Consider the following 21,273-nt stretch of genomic DNA (forward strand, 5'->3'; position numbering starts at 1 on the left):
TGCGCCCTGTGCTAACCAAATTTGCAGACTTTATAGTTAGAAATACAATTTGAAACGGATTACTAAAAATATTGGTTTAAGAGAAGAGCTGCCTGCACCTGCCGGCACCACCAACGAAACAGACCTAAATCCGAGTCATTTGTACGCGATAATTGACATTGAGACAACAGGCGGACAGCCTGCTCAGGACAAGATAACAGAGATTGCAATTTTTATACATGACGGGCAGAAGGTCGTGGATAAATATAATACCCTAATAAATCCGCAGCGGCCTATCCCCTATTTTATAACCCAGCTTACCGGCATTTCGGACGAGATGGTGCAGGATGCGCCTAAGTTTTATGAAGTAGCCAAAGAGATTGTGGAGTTTACGGAAGGTAAAGTGTTTGTGGCGCATAACGTGCGTTTTGACTACTCCTTCATTAAAAAAGAATTTGCCGATCTGGGTTATACCTTTCAGCGCAAAACGCTTTGCACCGTGCGCCTGAGTCGTGCCCTGATTCCGGGCCTGCCATCCTATAGTTTGGGTAAACTCTGCAAAAGTATAGACATAGACCTGAAACAACGCCACCGTGCCATCGGAGATGCCGAAGCAACTGCAGTGCTTTTTGATAAGCTGATCAAGATCAACCGCCCGGTGGTGGATGGCAATATGCACATGGCTGCTGAAAACACGTCGCAGTTGCTGAAACAGGAAATAAAAACATCGTTGCTGCCACCTAACATCAGTAAAGAGCAGGTTGATAATCTGCCTATGGTTCCGGGGGTATATTATTTCCATAATGAGGCCGGCGAAGTGATCTATGTTGGCAAAAGCATCAATATCAAAAAGCGCATTATCCAGCACTTTAACATCGATTATAAGAGCCGCAAATCGTTAGATTTTAAGAACAACATTGCAGACATTACTTATGAGCTAATGGGTAATGAACTGGTGGCTTTGCTGTTTGAATCGGCGGAGATAAAGCGCATGAAACCTTTTTACAACCGTCAGCAACGCCGCAGTGTGTTTAATACCGGCATATTCGTTTACGAAGACGAAAAAGGCTACAAGCGACTGACATATGGCAGCATCAATAAGGCAGATAATATTAGCATGACGCCCCTTATTGCGTTATCAAACCATTATAAAGCAAAGGGTTTTCTGTACCATAAAGTGAGCAAATTTAACCTGTGCCAGAAACTTTGCGACCTTTATAAGACCACTGGCGCGTGCTTCGACTACCAGGTGCACCAATGCAACGGTGCTTGTATTGGCAAGGAAAAACCCGAAACCTATAACGTGCGCGTAAATGCAGCTATAGACTCCATCACCTACGAGCACAACAGCTTTGTAATTACAAGCAAAGGCCGTGAGCCTGGCGAGCGAACTATAGTCGTAGTAGAACACGGCACTTACCTGGGTTTCGGCTTTGTAGATGATACCTTCTCAGCCAGCTCCCTCGAAGATTTTAAAAGTGCCATTACCCGCTATAACGATAATAAAGATGTGCAGCAGATCATCCGCAACCACATGCGCACCAAACACAAAGACAAAGTGATAGTCTTTGATTAGTTTAAGAGTTTGGGAGTTAAAGAGTTAATGAAGTCCAATTCAAACGAATAAAAGGAAAAGCCTGTAACTATAAGCTTACAGGCTTTTCCTTTTAAACACAGCTTTATAAATCACCAGACTTTCTAACCTTCTAATTTTTTAACTTTCTAACTTCTCAACCTTCTAACTTTCTAACTCCTAAACTCTATAACTCGCAAACTCTCTAACTTCCTTGTTTGTTTCTTGCCTTTAATTTTCTTATTCTCGTTGATTAATGATTCAGAGTAAAAAATCCCTTTTAAATACTTAAAATTCATGGAAAAAAGATTCAGACCAGGTGTTTTGTTTGGCGATGAAGTGAACGAACTGTTCCGTTATGCCAACGAAAATAAGTTTGCCTTGCCGGCAGTTAACGTGATCGGTACAAATTCTGTAAACGCGGTACTGGAAACGGCCAAGGCAGTAAACTCGCCGGTTATTATACAATTCTCGCACGGTGGTGCCCAGTTCTTTGCCGGCAAAGGGTTAGATAACGAGAACCAGAAAGCCGCTATAGCTGGTGCTGTTTCGGGAGCGCAACACGTGCATCTGATGGCCGAAGCCTACGGTGTGCCGGTTATTTTACACACCGACCATGCCGCTAAAAAGCTACTTCCCTGGATAGACGGACTACTGGATGCAGGCGAAAAGTTTTATAAGCAGAATGGCAAGCCACTTTATAGTTCGCACATGCTCGATTTATCGGAAGAAGAGATAAAAGAGAACATCGAAACCTGCGCCAGCTACCTGCAGCGTATGGATAAAATAGGCATGACCGTAGAAATTGAGTTAGGCGTAACAGGTGGCGAAGAAGATGGCGTGGATAACACCGGCGTTGACAGCTCCCGTTTATACACCCAGCCCGAAGAAGTAGCCTATGCTTACGAAGAACTGAAAAAGATCAGCGAACGCTTTACGATAGCTGCTGCGTTTGGTAACGTGCATGGGGTTTACAAACCTGGTAACGTTGAGCTTCGCCCGGAGATCCTGAAAAACTCACAGGATTATATCCAGAAGAAATACAGCACAGGCGTTAACCCGGTAAACTTTGTTTTCCATGGTGGCTCCGGTTCCGAGAAAGCTAAGATTACGGAAGCTATTGGCTATGGCGCTATTAAAATGAACATCGATACAGATATGCAGTGGGCTTTCTGGGATGGGGTTAAAAATTACTACGAAGGCAAGAGAGACTATCTGCAGGCTCAGCTCGGTAACCCGGAAGGTGCAGACTCACCGAACAAGAAATATTACGACCCAAGAGTTTGGCTACGCAAAGGCGAAGAGAACTTTATTGCCCGTCTGAAAGAAGCGTTTGAAGACCTGAATTGCATGAACAGAAATGCATAACAACTATAAACTATAGTTACAGAAAAAGGTGAAGCTTCGGCTTCACCTTTTTTATTTGGACGGGAGTACCGCAACTATAAACTATAGTTGAGCTTCCCGATTACTTTTTGCTAAGTATGTCAGTTGCTGTAGAAAAGCCTTTACGTCTTCCACATCTTTTAAACTATAGCTGGCAGCAGTTTTATCATCGTGAGCTCCAACCAGTACTCCTACTCCCATTTCCTGCAGCGAGGCAAAAGCATCTTCGTCGGTAATATCGTCCCCGATGTAGATCGGTACCACGTCAGGTTTGTTCAGTTCCAATGCATCTAACAGCCATAAAACCGCCTTACCTTTATGCCAGTCCAGGTTGGGTTTTAATTCATATATCTTTTTGCCAAGCCCCTTTTTTAACTGCGGGAACCGGCTTAAAACGCTATCGACGGCCTTCTCAACTATAGCTACTTTTTCCTCGGCCACATTTCTGTAATGCACGGCTATGGCGTACCTTTTTCGCTCTACTATAGCACCCTGTATGTCTTTAAGTTCATCCTGGAGCAGCTTATCTACTTCATCCAGAATGGGTAAAGCTTCTGCTGCTCCTCCGGGTTCTGTGTGCATACCATCCGGACCTGAAATATCGAACCCATGAGACCCGGCATAATACAGGTTATCGAGTTGTACCAGTTGCTGCACATTTTGCCGGTCGCGCCCACTAACTATAGCAACCGGGCAAACCGCGGCCAGTTCTGCTAAAACGTCACGCATCTCAGGACTCAGCACAGCCATTTCAGGTTGCTTAACGATGGGCGTCAGGCAGCCGTCGTAATCCAGGAAAACGGCAGGTGTTTTATTTTCCAGTAGCTTGTTCAGATGGTTACTTACAGATGGCAGTTCAGATGCTTCGCGTTTCTGTATTTCGGTGCGGGAAAGATTTGTCATAATTTTTTCAGATGGAATAACCCGGATGATAAGGTCAGAACCTTGTAGTTTAAATACTTTGGTTTTAGTAGTCAAACTATAGTTAGGTCCAGCGCCAATTAAAGTGAAAGGTTCTCACATACTACCGTTTATTTTCCGGGCGGTTGCAGAATAGTTTTGGATTTATAGTTTCAGGTTTATCTTTCGTAGCGACTACTGTTGCCAAGTGGCCATAAAGATAAACCTGAAACTATAACTCCGGCTTCTCTTATGATCTGGTGCAAACTAGTGTTTAGTAAAATTTATTCTCTTAACTATAGTAAACTGCAAGAGCCACTGCACCTCAAGTTAAACTATAGTTTAGGGAATGCCTTCTGTGCGCTCATGTGGCGGAATATCAGGACCTTGCTCAGGTCTTGTATTACGATGGGCACCTCCAACGCCATGTGCTTTTGGTTGTGGCGGCAGGCGTTTCCCATCATCTTCCCGAAGGATCTGCTTCTTTCCAGCATTACTGGTCTTATCGTTTTTCTCGTCTTGTTTCATAGCTTTTCGGTTACTTGTTCTTAGTTTTATGCACTCACATTACTTGTCATATCTATTCTCATACGGTACTTTGCAACATCGGTAAACTATACGGCCTTGTTCTGTAAATTAAACCTTAGCTTTAATCGTAACTAATAATATCAAAACAGAGTAGTTGAGCCAAGTGTTTAACAGCTCACAAACACCTCATTTTCTATGCTTAAAAATATATCACCCGTTACTACAAATGCCTGGCAAAAACTGCAGGCGCACTACAGCCATATTAAACCTCAAACCCTGCGCGACCTGTTTGCAAACGATCCGGAACGTTACCAGAAATTATCGCTGCAGTTCGAGGACTTTTTGTTTGACCTTTCTAAAAACAGGATAACAGACGAAACGCTGGACCTACTGGTAAACCTGGCAGAAGAAATGGAGTTATCAGCTGCCATTGAGAGCATGTACCGAGGAGATAAGATAAACGTGACCGAAGACCGCGCGGTGCTGCATACAGCTTTACGAAACTTCAGTGATGCTGAGCTTCTGCTGGACGGTGAAAATATTCTGGAGGATGTGCGCCAGGTGCAGCAGCAAATGAAGACTTTCTGCAACAATATCCATAATGGTACACTGAAAGGCTTTACCGGCAAAAGATTCAGGCATATTGTGAACATTGGTATTGGCGGTTCGCACCTGGGACCTCAGATGGTTTGCGAAGCCCTAAAAAGCTACCAGCAGCCTGACCTGGAAGTACATTTTATTTCGAATGTAGATGGCACCGATGCAGCCGAAGTACTGAAAAGACTGGACCCGGAAACCACGCTTTTCATTATCGCCTCTAAGACATTTACCACCAAAGAAACTATAACCAACGCCCACACAGCCCGCAACTGGTTCCTGGAACATGCCAAAGACCAGGCACACGTGAGCAAGCACTTTGTGGCACTTTCTACCAACACGGCAGAGGTCGAAAAATTCGGGATCGCACCTGAAAACATTTTCCGTTTCTGGGATTGGGTAGGCGGACGGTTCTCGTTGTGGTCTGCCATTGGGTTATCTATTGCCTGTGCTGTTGGGTATAACCGTTTCGAGGAATTGCTGCGTGGTGCCGAAGCCATGGACAAACATTTCAGACAGGCTCCTTTACGACAGAATGTGCCTGTGTTGATGGCCATGCTGAGCATCTGGTATACTAACTTCTTTAATTGCCAGACACATGCCATTCTACCTTATGACCAGTACATGCGCCTGCTACCGGAGTTTTTGCAACAGCTTTTAATGGAAAGTAACGGCAAAAGCACTGACCGAAATGGCGAACAAGTAACTTATCAAACGCAGCCTGTCATATGGGGAGCAGCAGGTACCAATAGCCAGCATTCTTTCTTCCAGCTCATACACCAGGGAACCATACTTTTACCGTGTGATTTTATTGCAGCGGCGGTGAGCAACAACCCGGTTGGCGAGCATCAGGCATTACTCATGTCAAATTATTTTGCCCAGACAGAAGCGCTAATGCGCGGCAAAAACCAGAAAGAAGTAAGAGCAGAACTGGAGCAGAAAAATATGAATTCAGAAGACCAGGAGAACCTGTTGCCGCACAAACTTTTCGAGGGGAATAAACCAACGACAAGCATCATGCTACGCCAGTTAACACCGTATAACCTGGGAGCTTTATTAGCGATGTACGAGCATAAAACCTTTGTGCAGGGCGTTATCTGGAACATCTATAGCTTTGATCAGTGGGGTGTGGAACTGGGTAAACAACTGGCCACCAGCATAGAGAAAGAACTGCTCAGCGATAAGCAGGCAGAACACGACGCATCAACCACAAACCTGATACAATACTACAAACAGTACAGTAACTAAGCAGCAGGCATGCACCTCCGGATTAAGCAGCTGGCAAGTATAGTTTCGCTTGGTTTTTTACTGAGCGGATGCGCCGATGATGACTTTTTCCAGGAGGATGCACGCATTGCCAGGGATGCTCCTGCTGACAGTGTTTGGGTAACCGCAGGGCGGCATTATAAGCGTAGCTGGCTGCACCGTTTTTTCTGGGGCGACCATTACCGCGAACTTTGGTCGGAGCCAGTAAAAGTGCCTGTTTTTGATATGAAACAAATACAGGGCGGACTTACCTTTTCAGAGAAAGGTGGTGGCTACCAGAGTCTTAGTTTTGAGCTGGTAGATTCGCTGGGCAGGAAGTACGCGCTGCGCTCGATCGATAAAGATCCCGTGGAGGTGCTCTACGATTTCTGGAAATCGACTTTTGTCACCAACATACTCCGCGACCAGACTTCTGCTGCCAACCCGTATGGTGCCCTGATCATTCCTAAACTTGCCGAAGCAGCAGGTGTTTACCACACAAATCCTAAGCTATACTATGTAGCTAAAAACGACTCCAGTTTTGGGCAATACAGCCGCATGGCACAGGGCAAGCTTTTCCTGCTGGAAGAAAAATACAAATCAGTTGCAGACAGAAAACCACACATGCAACATGTGGCTGGGTTTGATGATTCGGAAGATGTACTAAAACTTCGCTTTAACACCAACACACACCACTTTAAACAGGAAGCTTTTGCACGCGCCCGCCTGCTGGATCTGTTAGTTGGTGACTGGGACCGGCACAAAGGACAATGGGACTGGGCTATAGTTAAGCAGGGACCTGAGATCTTTTTCGAGCCTATTCCGAAAGACCGTGACCAGGTTTTCCTGAAGATGGATGACGGTGTAGTACCCTTTATAGCGACCAGTAAATTTTTAGCCCGCAAATTGCAAACGTTCAACCATAAATTTACGGATGTAAAAGCGCTGACTATAAATGCCACATTTATAGACGAACGGCTTCTGAACGAACTTACTGCTGACGACTGGCAACGCATCGCCGGAGAAGTGCAACAGGATGTAACCGATAAAGTAATCGAAGATGCTGTGAAAGATCTGCCCCAACCTATCTACAAACTTATAGGAAAAGAAATAACTGATAAGCTGAAAAACCGGCGGGATATGCTACCTGAGGCAGCTCAGGAAATGTATGAAATTCTGGCCAGGGAAGTAACTATAGCCGGCTCTGATATGGAAGAAGAATTTATAGTAAAACGGCTGGATGATACCAGTACCGAAGTAACTATAAACCGGCCTCAGTCAACTATAGCACCGGCACGCCAACTGTACCAACGCGTATTCTATACCTCAGAAACTAAGCTCATCACATTACACGGACTTGCCGGTGAAGATACATTTATAGTGGAAGGCAATGTAAACGATGCGATTCCGGTAAAAATTTACGGCGGCCTTGGGGAAGATGAGATCACGGACAGATCTACTGTAAAAGGCAGAAAAAAAATGACAGAGATCTATGATACTGAACGCGGCAATGAAATAGATTTCGGAACGGAAGCCAAAGACCGCACCACCCGCGACGTACGGGTTCATGCCTACGACCGGGAAGGAAACTGATGCTGCGGAGCAGCAAGGTTGGAAGTTTAGGAGTTAGAGAGTTGATTTTCGCCCTCGCTCGCGTCCCGCGAGTGTGAGCTTTTAAGCGGACTCTGGCCGCGCCACCTTAAAGTTATAGTTCAGAAACAACGAACAGTTTTCACCGGTTGCTCTTTCGTACTTCTTAGTCCGAAAGCACTCTGCCGGGGATTTCCTAATCCCCATATTACGGGCAACGCGGATTAAGAAATCCGCTTCAGGTATAGTTCCGGACAAAGATGTCCTGAACAGCGAAAAAGAGCAAATGAAGAGAGCCTTTACCAAACTATAGGCTCTGTTCTTTTAAGCAAAGCCAGTTGCAAACTGGCCGCCAATCCTAACCACAAGTTACGCTAAAGCTAAACCTGCGGCATGAAACGTCAACTATAGCTTAACGCGGCCGGAGTCCGCATGATAACGCACACTCGCGGGACGCGAGCGAGGGCATTGGTTAGATATCAAAAAAATAAATTATAATTCCCTACTTCGCCTTCTGCAACATTTTAAGCACTAATTCTTCTGTACCAGACAAGTATTCATTTTTGGATTTGCTGGCATCGTGAGTACGCAGGTAGTTCAGTAATTTATCTTCTCTGAACAGGTTTACTACTTCGGGATGGATGTAATATTTGCTGCACACGCTGGGTGTGTTTCCCAAGCCTTTGGCTACATCTTTTACAGCTTCCTTTATAGCTTTTTCCTTTTCTAATTCCGGGTTTACTTCCAGCACGTTCTCCAGGCATTTAACCATGCTCACCGAGCCGCCCCAGGTACGAATGTCTTTGGCTGTAAATGGTTGGGCAGTGGCTTCACGCAGGTACTCATTCACGTCTCCGGATTCCAAAACCTGTCGTTCGCCATTCTCGTCGTAATACTGGAACAGATCATACCCAGGAATATCCTTGCACTTTTTTACAAGCTGTGCCAGCCGGCGGTCTTTCAGGTCAATGTCGTGCTCCACTCCTTTCTTGCCCCTGAATGTAAATTTCACCTGGCTTCCGTTTATCTTCACATGGCGGTCGCGCATCGTGGTAAGCCCATACGAGTCGTTAGATTTAGCGTACTGCCTGTTCCCTATCCGGATCATAGCGTTGTCCATAATAGCCAAAACCAGGGCCGTTACTTTTCTGCGATCCAGGTGTTTGGATTGTATATCTTTTTTGATTTGTTCGCGCAGTTTGGGCAACGCCTTTCCGAACGAAAGCATTCTGCCAAACTTGGTGTTGTTACGGGCTTTTTGCCACTCCGGGTGGTAGAGGTATTGTTTGCGCTTTTTGGCATCGCGGCCGGTCGCCTGCAAATGTCCTTTAGCCTGCGGGCAGATCCAGACATCGGTCCAGGCCGGTGGTATTACGAGTTTGTTAATACGCTCCAGTACCTTTTCATCGGTAATGCGCTCGCCTTTGGCGTTCAGGTACTGGTATCCTTTGCCTGTTTTTTTTCGGGTTATGCCCGATTTTTCATCGCTTGTATATCGCAATCCTGCTTTTTCTGCCGACTTGGCCGGGTCACCGTGCAGCTCGTGTATCTCGTTCTTCTTTGCCATCAATCGTTCATTACCTGCACTTCATACTACAGTTAAACCTAAAAGTTGTAGCAGATAACTATAGTTTATGCTATACTTTGCGCTACACCTGTTAATTTGCAGACGCTAACTATAATCTTTACCAACCATGCATAAAAATATATCTTACCTGTATGCTTTTTACGGTGCTTTCCTGATCGGGTGTGGTGCAGTAGCCGTTGACATTGCCGGGGAGCAAGCTAATACAGCGCTCATAACAGGGGGCATAGGCGGATTTATAGCCCTCACGGCGGGCCATTTTTTAAAGCGCGGCAAACGCTGGGCCTTTATAGTTGGTGCCTCCGAAGCTGGTTTACTGACCTTACTGCTGGGCTGGCGCGCAGGCACTTACTTTATCCGGTTACTGAATATGGTGCAGGAAAGCGGAAACGCAACTACCACAGAAACAGCAGGTATGGCCTTTTTGCTGACAACCGCCATGCTTATCATCTCACTTTTAACCCTCACGGTTTCCGTGATGTTTGCCAAACAGGTATTGGTCGATACAAAGTAGGCATTGGTCTAGTTTGCTGTAGCAGATTAAACCTGAAATACCTATATTAGTCAAAGCTAATAATCACAAATTAAACTAACTATATGCTACAGAAAATTGGCTTGAGCATTGTTCTGACAGCCAGCGTTATAGGCGCTGCCGATGCACAAACTAAGCTCGTAGAGAAAGTAACCAAAAAAGGCGACGAGCTGGTTATTCCTTACGAGAAGTATAAACTATCCAACGGTCTTACCCTGATCGTGCACGAAGACCACTCCGACCCTGTGGTACACGTGGATGTTACCTACCACGTTGGCTCGGCCCGCGAAGAAGTTGGCAAGTCTGGTTTCGCGCACTTTTTTGAGCATATGATGTTCCAGGGTTCCGATAACGTAGCCGATGAAGAACACTTCAAGATCGTTTCGGATGCAGGTGGTACGTTGAACGGTACAACCAACCGCGACAGAACAAACTATTTCGAAACAGTACCAAGCAACCAGTTAGAGACAGCGCTTTGGCTGGAAGCGGACCGTATGGGCTTTCTGCTGGATGCTGTTACACAAAAGAAATTTGAAGTACAGCGCGAAACTGTAAAGAACGAGCGTGGCCAGAACTACGATAACCGCCCGTACGGTTTAGTATACGAACTGACTTCTAAAAACCTTTACGATTACGGTCACCCTTATTCCTGGACAACGATAGGTTACCTGGAAGATCTGAACCGTGTAAACGTAAACGACCTAAAGAACTTCTTCCTTAGATGGTATGGCCCGAACAACGCAACTATAACTGTTGGTGGCGATGTAAAACCTGCCGATGTAGTAAAGCTGGTTGAGAAATATTTTGGTTCTATTCCTGCCGGCCCTGCAGTTGAGGACATGAAGCCAATGGTAGCTAAGCTGGAGAAAGACCGTTACATTTCTTACGAAGATAACGTGCGTTTCCCAATGCTGCGCATGACGTTCCCGACGCCTGAGTCAGGTCACAAAGATGAGGCTGCGCTAGATGTTTTAGCTGAGATCATCGGACAGGGCAAAAACTCTATCTTCTATAAAAACATGGTAAAAGAGCAGAAAGCGTTACAGGCCTCTGCTTCTAATTCTACCTCTGAGTTAGCCGGCGAGTTTGGTATTACCGTAATGGCATTCCCGAACAATAACCTGGCAGCTTCTGAAGCACTTGTTCGCAAGTCAATCGGTGAGTTCGAAACCCGTGGCGTTACAGAAGATGATCTGCAGCGTTACAAAGCCTCAGCAGAATCAAACCTCATCAACAGACTGGCAAGTGTGAGCGGAAAAGTTTCGCAGCTGGCGTCTTTCGAAACGTTTGAGAATAACCCGAACTATATCCAGGAAGCCCTGCGCCGCATACAGGCTGTTACCAAAGAAGATGTAAATCGTGTTTACAACCAATACATTAAAGGTAAGCCAGCTGTAATTCTAAGCGTAGTGCCTAAAGGCAAGTCTGACCTTATCGCAAAAGCTGACAACTATACTGTTGATACCAAAAAATCGGTAGCAATGGCCCAGGAGTACGGTAACCTGAAGTATACAAAAGCGGTTGACTCTTTCGACAGAAGCAAGCGCCCTACTGCAGGCCAGGCAACTGCCGTTACGGTTCCTAACTACTATACTACCAAGTTCAAGAACGGCCTGGAGATTATCGGTACTAAATCTGATGAGATTCCAACGGTAACGCTACAGTTAACGATACAGGGCGGTCACAGACTATCTGCTGCCAACCCTGGTAAAGCTGGTATCGCGTCGCTTACAGCTTCCATGCTGAACGAGGACACTGAGAACTATACCTCAGAAGAATTCAGCAGCGGACTGGACAAACTGGGTAGCTCTATCCGTATAGGTTCAGGTTCTGAAGATACTTACGTTATTGTTCAGTCCCTGAAGAAAAACCTGGATAAGACACTTGCGCTGTTAGAAGAGCGTATGTTCCGTCCGAAGTTTGCGCAGGATGATTTCGATCGTCTAAAGAAGCAGCAATTGGAAGGTATAGCTAACCAGTCTACACAGCCAACAGCAATTGCTAACAATGTATACTATAAACTGCTTTACGGCGAAGGTCACATCGAGGCTATCTCTACTTCTGGTACTGCTGAAACAGTAAACAGCATCACGCTGGACGATGTGAAGCAGTTCTACAAAGCAAGCTTCTCTCCTTCTGTTTCTAATTTGGTTGTGGTGGGCGATATATCAGAAAAAGATATACTTGGCAAACTTGACTTCCTTAAAAAGTGGGAAAAGAAAAAGGTAACTATGCCTGCTGATGTAAAAGCACCTGCTATTGCTAAAACAAGGTTATACTTTGTAGATAAGCCAGGCGCAGCACAATCTGAGATCCGTATTGGTTACGTAGCTATGCCTTACGATGCAACCGGCGAATACTATAAAACAAACCTGATGAACTTTGCTTTGGGTGGTGCATTTAACAGCCGCATCAACCTTAACCTGCGCGAAGATAAAGGGTATACGTATGGTGCTCGTTCAAATTATGCAGGCACCAAATATGCAGGTCCGTTCACTGCAATGGCAGGGGTGCGTGCCGACGCAACTGCCGCTTCAGTTGTTGAATTCATGAAGGAGATCAACGATTTCAGAACTAAAGGAATTACAGAAGCGGAGCTACAGTTCATGAAGAACTCTATCGGCCAGTCTGATGCCCGTAAGTATGAAACACCAGGTCAGAAAGCCGGCTTCCTAGGTCGTATCATTGAATATGATCTGAAGAAGGATTACGTGAACAAGCAGACTTCTATCCTGAACAATATTACCAAGAAAGAGATAGATGCTTTAGCATCAAAGCACCTGCCTGCCGACAATATGCACATTGTAGTTGTTGGTGACAAAAAAACAGTAATGGCAGAACTTCAGAAACTGAATTACGAAATAGTTGAGCTTGATGCCAATGGTAACCCGGTAGGGACATCATCCGTAAAATAAGCCATACTACACACTGGAAAGCCCCTGATAACCTCAGGGGCTTTTTTTGCACTATAGTTTAGGTGCCCTACTATATTTTTTTGCAACCTCTTACACCAGCGTATGCGTAAAGGGGCTACGTCTGCGTTTTTAAGGCACAGACTTTGTAGTGCGTTTGCACTATATACAACAAACATATTATACATGAAGCTTAAAAAATCTTTACTTACCCTTGGCCTGGCTATTGCCAGTACCTTTACCCTTTATAGTTGCGGCGACGATGGTGTTGTGCTGTTCTCGATTGAAGACGATGTGAACCTGGGTAACCAGGTGGCCCACCAGGTAGATTCTACTTACAAAGCGCAAGGAAAATTACTTGAACGCAATGCTGCTAACCAGCAGGCATATACCTACATGGACCGCATCGTGAACCGTGTGCTTAATTCCGGTGAAGTGCAGTACCGCCAGGAATTTACATGGGACGTGAAAATCATTAAAGATGATGAGCAACTAAACGCTTTTGCCACTCCGGGCGGACATATCTATGTATTTACAGGCCTGATAAAATACCTGAGCGAAGAAGACCATTTTGCCGGTGTAATCGCCCATGAAATTGCCCACGCTGATCATCGCCATAGCGTTAAGCAACTGCAGCGCCAGTATGGCATAAACCTGTTACTTTCAATCGCTCTTGGTAACAACCCTAGTGCTTTAAAAGAGATTGCAGGTCAGCTTTCGGGTACGCTGGCAGGCTTAAAATTTAGCCGCGATGCCGAAACAGAAGCAGATAATTATTCTGTAGAATACCTGGGTGGCACCAAGTATTATGCCTGCGACGGAGCAGCCGGCTTCTTTATAAAGATGAACGAAGAAGCAGCGCAGGGCACACCTCCGGAATTCCTAAGCACACACCCGAACCCAGAAAACCGCGTAGAGAACATTCAGCAGAAAGCAAAAGATGAAGGCTGCAGCGTAACTTCTGGTCCTGATAACGATTTTACAGCATTAAAAAATGCGCTGAGATAATAACCCGAAAGCCTGCAGACATCTGCAGGCTTTTTTATACTCCTGACTATGAAGAATCTGAAACAAACTGGCGCCAAAGCCATTCTGAAAGCAGAAGAAAAAGTTGATATGCTTACGTTTAAGCTGAAACGTAAGCTGAACATGATGCAGGAGCTGCAGATAGTACCTTACCGCAGCTACGGCACTCCAACCAGGCTGTATGTAAAAGGCCGCGTACTGAAAGATAAAGGAATCCGGCACTCCGAAGAGAATGATACGCTCTGGGAAAACCTGCTGAACATGTACCGCCGGTTCGAAACCGATGAAGTACCCAATGCACGCGTGCAGCTTTGCCTGAACAACCAGTTTCATGAGATTACCACGGATGCGGAAGGTTACTTTGTACTGAACCTGGAACCCAAAACACCACTCGAATTACAGGACATCTGGCACACCATAGAACTAAAGCTAATTGATGCACCTGTTGAACTGACAGAAGAAGTAAAAGCTACGGCGCATGTGCTGGTGCCTCCGCCTGATGCCGAATACGGTGTAATTTCTGATATAGACGATACGATCATGCGTACAGGCGCGACCAGCCTGCTCGAAAGCGGCCGAAATGTACTGTTGAATAATGCCCATACCCGCATTCCATTTCATGGGGTCTCGCAGTTCTACAAATCGTTGCAGTTAGGCCGGAATGGCAAGCGCAACAATCCGTTCTTTTATGTAAGCAGCAGCCCTTGGAACAATTACGATCTGCTGTACCATTTCCTGGAACTGAACGAAATACCCCAAGGCCCACTCCTGCTGCGCGACTTCGGGTTTGACGAAGATAAACTTGGTCACTCCGACCACATGAGCCATAAGTACAAGGAAATCGAGAACATCCTCATCACTTACCCAGAACTTGACTTTATACTTATTGGCGATAGCGGACAGCAGGATGCAGCCATTTACAGCGAAGTGGTGAAGAACCACCCGGGCCGTATCATGGCTATTTACATTCGTGACGTGAACATTGAGAAACACACCCGTAAGGTTGTAGGCATTGCTGATGAGCTTAAAAAAGGCGGTGGAGACGTTGAAATGCTATTGGTAAAAGAAACCGCTGAAGCTGCTAAACACGCTGCAGGCAAAGGCTTTATCTTTGTGGAAGAAGTAAAAGAAGTAGAGAAAGAAGTGAAAGTAGACGCTGCTGGAGATAAATAATTTTATTGTCTAAGCTTATAATGGGAAGCCGTGAAATTATAAAACTATAGTTTCACGGCTTTTGCTATAGTTAGCCTTCTTCCTAAATTTACAAGCAGGTATTTTAAAAAATATTGCAGGGAGTTTCGGACGCAAAAGTTCGACATTACTAAACTATAGTTGCGTTTGTACTCGCTACTTCTGCAGATCTCTCGCAAATACAGCATGCAATTGCCACAGCGTAACTATAGTTAGTGTGCTTTTGTTAGGTAACTGTACGCTGCCGTTTAGCATTATGGATACAGATCAGGAAATAGAAGTTCAGTTAAAATCAAGCGCCGATTTTCAGCAGCCTTACCAGACACCATTTTACCAGATCCTGTTGTTTAAAGGGAAAGGTAGTTTTATAGTTGACTTTACAGAGTACACATTTTCCGGCAACACCATTTTATTTCTTACGCCCTATCAGTGCTTTCAATGGAATAGCCCGGCAACTATAGAAATGGAATGCCTCCGGTTTCATGGGGACTTTTACTGCATTGAATACCATAAAAAAGAGGTGGCCTGCAACGGGCTGCTGTTTAATAATATCTATTTAGCCCCGCATATTACGATCAGCGATAGCATTTACAGCGAAATATCAGCTCTGCTCCTGAAAATCGAGGATGAAAAACAGGTTGGCAGTAATTTCTCTTCCGCTATCCTGAAAGCGTATCTGCAACTGATCCTGGCTTTATGCAGCAAAGAGAAAAGCATTTACCTGAACAATGGCGCCTTGAATGGCTCTTCTTTACCTGAGCTGGTTCATTTTCAGGAACTGCTGGAGCAAAATTTTATTCAGGAAAGAAGTCCTGCCTTTTACGCTTCTAAAACACACTTGACGCCGAATGCTTTCGGGAAGAACATCAAAAAGCAATTCGGGAAAACGCCAACCCAGCTCATACAGGAACGAGTAATTCTGGAAGCTAAAAAACTGCTGCACCTGACGCATAAATCAGTCAAAGAAATAGCAGCTGAACTCAACTTTGAAGACGAATTTTATTTCAGCCGTTATTTCAAAAAGAGCGTTGGACTATCTCCACTACATTACCGGGAAGATGTGGGAATATCTATAGTGGCGAAATAATCTATGGATAAACCTTTTCTGTCCATTTCTACCACCTGTGCTATAGTCTAAGTTTGTAGTAAAAAAACTGCAAATGGAAAAGCTCTTAAAGTTGCTGGTTGTAAATCAATCAAACTTCATACATTTCATCCGGATCTCCATCTTTATTGTAATGGCCTGGATTGGTGGTCTGAAAGCATTTCAGTACGAAGCTGATGGCATTGTTCCATTCGTAGCTAACAGCCCTTTCATGTCTTTCTTTTACAGCAAAGATGCGCCGGAGTACCAGGATTATAAAAACCCAGAAGGCAAAACTGTACAGAAAAACGTGGACTGGCATAAAGCAAATAACACCTACATTTTCTCTTATGCGTTAGGTACGGTAATCATAGTGATAGGAACCTTAACACTACTTGGAATCTGGTTTTCTAAAATTGGGGTGCTCGGTGGCCTCTTAACCTTCGGCATGTCACTGGTAACGCTATCATTTCTAGTCACTACGCCCGAAGTGTATGTGCCAAACCTTGTCGGCGATTTCCCGACACCACAATTCGGATTTCCTTACTTATCAGGTGCCGGGCGGTTGGTTTTGAAGGATATTATTATGATGGCAGCCGGACTTATAGTTGCGTCTGATTGTGCAGCAAGAATTTTAGCCAAACAGAAGAGTCCTGTTGAAGCGAGAGTTTTGGTATAGCGGTTGCAATTAAAGTAACAGAGAAGGCAAAAGACTGCCCTTATAAGGGTTACTTTATTACTAGTAATACAAACCAAAAGCCGGTAAACTATAGACTATAGTTTACCGGCTTTTGGTTTGTATATAGGTTTAGTTAAATTTAAATTTCATGCATTACATTCACTACCTGCAATAAACTTTTACTTTAGGAAATGCGCTACCTAGAAACCTCTCTAATTCTGTCTTTAATTCTCCTGGCTACAGTTACTTCTAATGCACAGGAAATAACCAGAAAGAGTACCAACAATTTAAATATTAGTGAGAAGTACTTTGTATTAAAAGCCGATAAACAAACCAAACATGGGCAATATCTCTCTTATTATAGTGATTACTTATTTGAAGACTATATAATTGAGTTTGGAGACTATGAAAACAATTTAAAAACAGGAAGATGGTTTTCTTTTTATCACAGAGATCCAAGCAACTTTCTGAAAGCAGCTGGTGAATATGTAGAAGGTAATAAGGAAGGCGCCTGGAGCTATTATTATATGGATGATTCCGTAACTCTTTTCACTTCTTTCGGAACACAAAAGACTACACGGATTATAAAACCCAAGAAGGCATCAGAAAGGTATCAATTTGAAATATCTCCGGAGAAATACAAAATGTCTTCAGCCGGAAAGTACAGTGAGAATGCTAAAATAGGTATTTGGGAATATTATTCATTATCAGGCAAACTAATGCATGTATATGACCATACTGCAAACAAGCTTCTTGAGAATAACCACAAACAGCCCGATTCGACAATGATATTTTTAGGCGGATTAGATCGTTTTTATAACTATTACCGTTCTGCGCAACATGATACGAAACTACAGAAGCCAATTGACATAACAGAGCCCACACAGGCTATTTATGAAATTGGTGAAGATGGAAATTACAAATTAGTTACTGGGTATGGAAATAAGGAGTTCTTGGAGCATGCAGACAAAATTATGCGAGCCGTTCCTCAGGAATGGATAAATCAGGATGGGGTAGCAAAAATGAATGTACAAATCACATACACAGCCAATTACCCGAAAAACGAAAAGAAAGCACCTTTTTATATCAACTTAAAGTTCGTTGAAATACGAAAGAAGTAAATTCCGCTATCTGCAAGATTTATGAATTAAGATTATTTAAGCGCTAACTCGAATGATCAGCTATAATTTTCCAGCCATTTGCAAAGCGCTGAAAGATAACCGAAAAATGGCCTTCTAAATTACCTTTGGCGGCTTCGCGTTGCAGGTGCCACTTGCCTACTACCAGTATATTATCTGCAGAAAGAGGGCGTACTTCCTTCAGGTCAAAAGTAAGCTTGCCCATTGCTGAAACATCCGGGTAGCCGCGTTTATAGTTGTCCAGCGTTTGTTGCCAGCCATAGGTCAAGCCGCTCTTGCCAACAAATAGTAACGAATCCGATTTCCAGTAGCCCTGCATATAGCCTTCCAGGTCACCGGCACTCCAATTCCCGGCTTGTTCGGCTAATACCTGTTTTACCTGCGCAATGGCTTGTTCTAGAACTATAGTTTGCTGCTGCGTTTCAGCAACTGGTTTTGCAGGCTGGCAACCTGCAACTATAAGTTGTAAACCAACTACAGTTAGTACTAAAAGGCTATTTTGTTTCTTCATATCCCGGAAGTATAGTTTTGATATATGTAGTACCACCTAACCGGCCCATAGCACGGGCAATTCGACCACGTTTTCGCAACACAAAGCCGCTCGGGTTTTTAGCACTGTATTTTATGGGGTTAGGCAATACCGCGGCCAGCAATGCTGCCTGTTGGCGGCCAATGTCTTTGGCGGATTTTTTAAAATATAGTTGGCTGGCAGCTTCTACTCCAAACACACCATCGCCCATTTCGGCAATGTTCAGGTACACTTCCATAATCCTTTCTTTGCCCCAGATCAGCTCAATTAAAACTGTAAAGTAAGCTTCCACGGCTTTACGAAGATAGCTGCGCCCGTGCCACAGAAAAACGTTTTTGGCTACCTGCTGGCTAATTGTACTCCCCCCACGTATGTTGCCGCCCTTCTGGTTGCGCTTAAAGGCATCCATAATAGCATCCATATCAAAACCGCTGTGTTGCAGAAACAACTGGTCTTCGGAAGCAACAACAGCAAGCGGTAACTGGTCAGACATCTCATCCAGCGAAACGGAGGTTTGCTTTATAGTTGGCTCGTTCTTGTCTGCCTTTCCGGCTTCGGCGCGGCGCTTAACCATGTGCAGCGTAGCAGGCGGGTCCACCCACTTATACAACAAAACCCAGGCAACACTCAGCAAAAAAAGGCTAAGTACCAACTTCACAAACAACAACTTTAGCTGGCGCAGGCCAATACGCTTTTTACTCATACAAGTACTTCCGGTTAAGGGCGCAAAGGTATAGTTTTCAGCGCATTTTTTTCAGCCAATTTTTGCACTGTATTTAACTGATTTATAGTTGCCGTACGTATGTTTTAATTTAAACGTGCTTAAGTTCTTTCGATAAAACAGATCAGCCGCTAATTATGTCAGAATACTTGCCCTTATTCCCGCTGAATATTGTAGTATACCCCGGCGAAAAGCTGAACCTGCACATTTTCGAGCCGAGGTACAAACAACTTGTCCTAGACTGTATCATGAACGAAAAGAACTTCGGTATCCCGACTTATATTCAAAATGGCGTAGGGCAATATGGCACTGAAGTAGAAATACTGGGGATAGAGAAGAAATACGAAAACGGAGAAATGGATATCCGCAGTAAAGGTATCCGGGTATTTAAAGTTATTAAATTTGAGCGTACGGCGCCGGGCAGGTTGTATGCCGGAGGCAAGGTAGAAGAGGTAGTTTACAAGAACGATGAGGATATCATTACCAAAACTAAGATAAGAGCATGTATGCAGCAACTATACGATGCGCTTGGTCTCAAAAGCCTTTCGTTAGACCTTAAAGAGGATTTTACAAGCTTCGAAATTGCACACCAACTGGGTTTGAATCTGGAACAGGAATATGCCTTGCTGCAAATGCAACGCGAAAGCGACCGGCAGGAGGCTATCTTGCAACACCTGGAAAACATACTTCCGATAGTTTTGGAAACCGAACGCCTGAAAGAACGCGTAAAGCTTAACGGCCATTTTAAATCGCTCACGCCACCCGAGTTTTAAGAATGGATAATCAGTAATGATTAATTATTCACTTTCTAACTTCAAAACTTTCTAACTTACCTAACTCCTAAACTTTATAAATGCTGCTTTACTTCCTGATCATAATACCAACCCTTTTTGCAATATTTCTGCTATTCAGTTACTGGCAGGAATGGAAGTATCGCCGCAAACCATACTATAAACTGGCAGACGTTGGCTGGAGAAAAACTTCACTCCCACCTGATGCTGAAAAAAGCTATTCGCTGGCTATGCTTGGAGATATAGGCGCTGTGGCCACTGATGGGTCAGACCCGGTATTAAAGATCTTTGAACGATGGCAGCAGGCTAATGCAGCAGCATGTACGGCCGTATTCCTGGGAGATAACCTATACCCTGTTGGTCTGCCGCCTGAGGGCCACCGCCACCGAGCCATGGCTGAAAACAGGCTGAAAACTATACTACAGCAATTACAGCACTATAAAACGCAGCCCATTTTCCTGAGCGGCAACCACGACTGGAACAAAGGACGTCCGGATGGCTACCAATACATGCTGCGCCAGCAAGCTTACATAACAGAAGCTTTACAGAATAAGGACACATACCTGCCGCAAAATGGCTGTCCGGGGCCTGTAGCCCTGCAACTGGCGGATGGCTTACTGCTGGTAGTGATTAATACGCAATGGTGGGTGCAGCGCGGCGAAAAACCGTTAGGCAGCAACTATAGTTGCCCCTATTCTGACATCGAAGAATTCTATATTGCGCTCAACAATTTACTCCGCAGGAACAGGCATCAGCAGATTATAGTTGCTGCTCATCACCCGTTATACAGCAATGCCCTACATGGTGGCAAATTTACTATAAAACAGCACCTGTTTCCGCTTACTGCTGCTCATAAACGCTTCCTGATACCGTTACCTATACTTGGGTCACTGTACCCATTCTACCGTAAGTATTTTGGCGCTTCAGAAGACATGTCGCATAAAAAGTACAAGCGCATGCGCAAAAGGCTGCTACAGATATTTAACCGATACCAGAATATTATCTACGTAGCCGGCCACGACCATAACCTACAGCATTTTGAGAAGCGTGGTAACCATTACCTGGTCAGTGGCTCAGGTAGCAAAACATCGTTCGTAAAAAAAGGGGGTAATGCAACATTTACCCTGGAGCAGCACGGCTTTGTAGTACTGAATTATTACCAGAACAGGGAAGTCTGGCTCGAAGTGCACGTAGCCCCTGTTACTGCTACAGATAATACTACCGACCTGGTTGTATTCCGTAAAAAGCTGGAAAGTATAGTTGTGCCGCAACAACAGCCGGTATAA

At 44.6% G+C, this 21,273-nt stretch carries 18 protein-coding genes; 13 read left to right on the plus strand and 5 right to left on the minus strand.

The window, feature by feature from the left end; all coding sequences use genetic code 11:
• The first annotated feature begins 49 nt into the window (after positions 1-49).
• Both KYK27_RS07125 and fbaA read left to right on the plus strand, forming a co-directional pair.
• Positions 50-1,555, plus strand: a complete 1,506-nt coding sequence (locus KYK27_RS07125; protein ID WP_233150327.1) for an exonuclease domain-containing protein — start codon at positions 50-52, stop codon at positions 1,553-1,555.
• Between the two features lie 294 nt (positions 1,556-1,849).
• A complete protein-coding gene (fbaA, locus tag KYK27_RS07130) occupies positions 1,850-2,920 on the plus strand; it encodes a class II fructose-bisphosphate aldolase (protein ID WP_199109358.1) in 1,071 nt (356 codons plus the stop codon).
• Positions 2,921-3,001: 81 nt separating this feature from the next.
• Here fbaA and otsB read toward each other — a convergent pair whose 3' ends face one another.
• Together otsB and KYK27_RS07140 are read right to left on the minus strand one after the other, a co-directional pair.
• Complete coding sequence (otsB, locus tag KYK27_RS07135) at positions 3,002-3,916, minus strand: trehalose-phosphatase (RefSeq protein ID WP_233150328.1); 915 nt, start codon at positions 3,914-3,916, stop codon at positions 3,002-3,004.
• 264 nt (positions 3,917-4,180) lie between these two features.
• Positions 4,181-4,366, minus strand: a complete 186-nt coding sequence (locus tag KYK27_RS07140; RefSeq protein ID WP_199109359.1) for a hypothetical protein — start codon at positions 4,364-4,366, stop codon at positions 4,181-4,183.
• A 195-nt stretch (positions 4,367-4,561) separates the two neighbouring features.
• Here KYK27_RS07140 and pgi point away from each other — a divergent pair, with 195 nt between their 5' ends.
• Both pgi and KYK27_RS07150 read left to right on the plus strand, forming a co-directional pair.
• Positions 4,562-6,211, plus strand: coding sequence for a glucose-6-phosphate isomerase (gene pgi / locus KYK27_RS07145; RefSeq protein WP_199109360.1), 1,650 nt, complete (start codon positions 4,562-4,564; stop codon positions 6,209-6,211).
• A gap of 9 nt (positions 6,212-6,220) precedes the next feature.
• Positions 6,221-7,801, plus strand: a complete 1,581-nt coding sequence (locus tag KYK27_RS07150) for a hypothetical protein (RefSeq protein ID WP_199109361.1) — start codon at positions 6,221-6,223, stop codon at positions 7,799-7,801.
• Between the two features lie 499 nt (positions 7,802-8,300).
• On the opposite strand, the gene KYK27_RS07155 is transcribed toward KYK27_RS07150, so the two are convergent.
• On the minus strand, positions 8,301-9,365 hold the full coding sequence (locus KYK27_RS07155) for a DNA topoisomerase IB (RefSeq protein WP_199109362.1): 1,065 nt from the start codon (positions 9,363-9,365) through the stop codon (positions 8,301-8,303).
• 127 nt (positions 9,366-9,492) lie between these two features.
• Here KYK27_RS07155 and KYK27_RS07160 point away from each other — a divergent pair, with 127 nt between their 5' ends.
• The 7 genes from KYK27_RS07160 (at position 9,493) to KYK27_RS07190 (ending at position 17,928) form a co-directional block, all read left to right on the plus strand.
• Entirely contained in the window at positions 9,493-9,897 is a 405-nt protein-coding gene (locus KYK27_RS07160) for a hypothetical protein (RefSeq protein WP_199109363.1), read from the plus strand.
• A gap of 83 nt (positions 9,898-9,980) precedes the next feature.
• On the plus strand, positions 9,981-12,830 hold the full coding sequence (locus KYK27_RS07165; RefSeq protein ID WP_199109364.1) for a M16 family metallopeptidase: 2,850 nt from the start codon (positions 9,981-9,983) through the stop codon (positions 12,828-12,830).
• A 183-nt stretch (positions 12,831-13,013) separates the two neighbouring features.
• Positions 13,014-13,835, plus strand: coding sequence for a M48 family metalloprotease (locus KYK27_RS07170; protein WP_199109365.1), 822 nt, complete (start codon positions 13,014-13,016; stop codon positions 13,833-13,835).
• Positions 13,836-13,883: 48 nt separating this feature from the next.
• Complete coding sequence (locus KYK27_RS07175; RefSeq protein ID WP_199109366.1) at positions 13,884-15,026, plus strand: App1 family protein; 1,143 nt, start codon at positions 13,884-13,886, stop codon at positions 15,024-15,026.
• 274 nt (positions 15,027-15,300) lie between these two features.
• Positions 15,301-16,131, plus strand: a complete 831-nt coding sequence (locus tag KYK27_RS07180) for a helix-turn-helix domain-containing protein (RefSeq protein ID WP_199109367.1) — start codon at positions 15,301-15,303, stop codon at positions 16,129-16,131.
• Between the two features lie 73 nt (positions 16,132-16,204).
• Positions 16,205-16,807 carry a DUF417 family protein gene (locus tag KYK27_RS07185; RefSeq protein WP_199109368.1) on the plus strand — a complete coding sequence of 201 codons (603 nt, stop codon included), beginning with the start codon at positions 16,205-16,207 and terminating at the stop codon, positions 16,805-16,807.
• A gap of 191 nt (positions 16,808-16,998) precedes the next feature.
• Positions 16,999-17,928, plus strand: a complete 930-nt coding sequence (locus KYK27_RS07190; protein ID WP_199109369.1) for a hypothetical protein — start codon at positions 16,999-17,001, stop codon at positions 17,926-17,928.
• Positions 17,929-17,971: 43 nt separating this feature from the next.
• Here KYK27_RS07190 and KYK27_RS07195 read toward each other — a convergent pair whose 3' ends face one another.
• Entirely contained in the window at positions 17,972-18,457 is a 486-nt protein-coding gene (locus tag KYK27_RS07195) for a YybH family protein (RefSeq protein ID WP_199109370.1), read from the minus strand.
• Positions 18,441-19,178, minus strand: coding sequence for a monofunctional biosynthetic peptidoglycan transglycosylase (gene mtgA / locus KYK27_RS07200; RefSeq protein ID WP_199109371.1), 738 nt, complete (start codon positions 19,176-19,178; stop codon positions 18,441-18,443). The genes KYK27_RS07195 and mtgA overlap by 17 nt, the downstream gene beginning before the upstream one ends.
• Before the next feature lie 155 nt (positions 19,179-19,333).
• On the opposite strand from mtgA, the gene KYK27_RS07205 reads away from it, so the two are divergent.
• Both KYK27_RS07205 and KYK27_RS07210 read left to right on the plus strand, forming a co-directional pair.
• Positions 19,334-19,969: an LON peptidase substrate-binding domain-containing protein gene (locus KYK27_RS07205; RefSeq protein WP_199109372.1), complete on the plus strand. Its 636-nt coding sequence runs from the start codon at positions 19,334-19,336 to the stop codon at positions 19,967-19,969.
• 80 nt (positions 19,970-20,049) lie between these two features.
• Positions 20,050-21,273 carry a metallophosphoesterase gene (locus KYK27_RS07210; RefSeq protein ID WP_199109373.1) on the plus strand — a complete coding sequence of 408 codons (1,224 nt, stop codon included), beginning with the start codon at positions 20,050-20,052 and terminating at the stop codon, positions 21,271-21,273.

Source organism: Pontibacter populi (assembly GCF_019336435.1).
GTDB classification, from domain to species: domain Bacteria; phylum Bacteroidota; class Bacteroidia; order Cytophagales; family Hymenobacteraceae; genus Pontibacter; species Pontibacter humidus.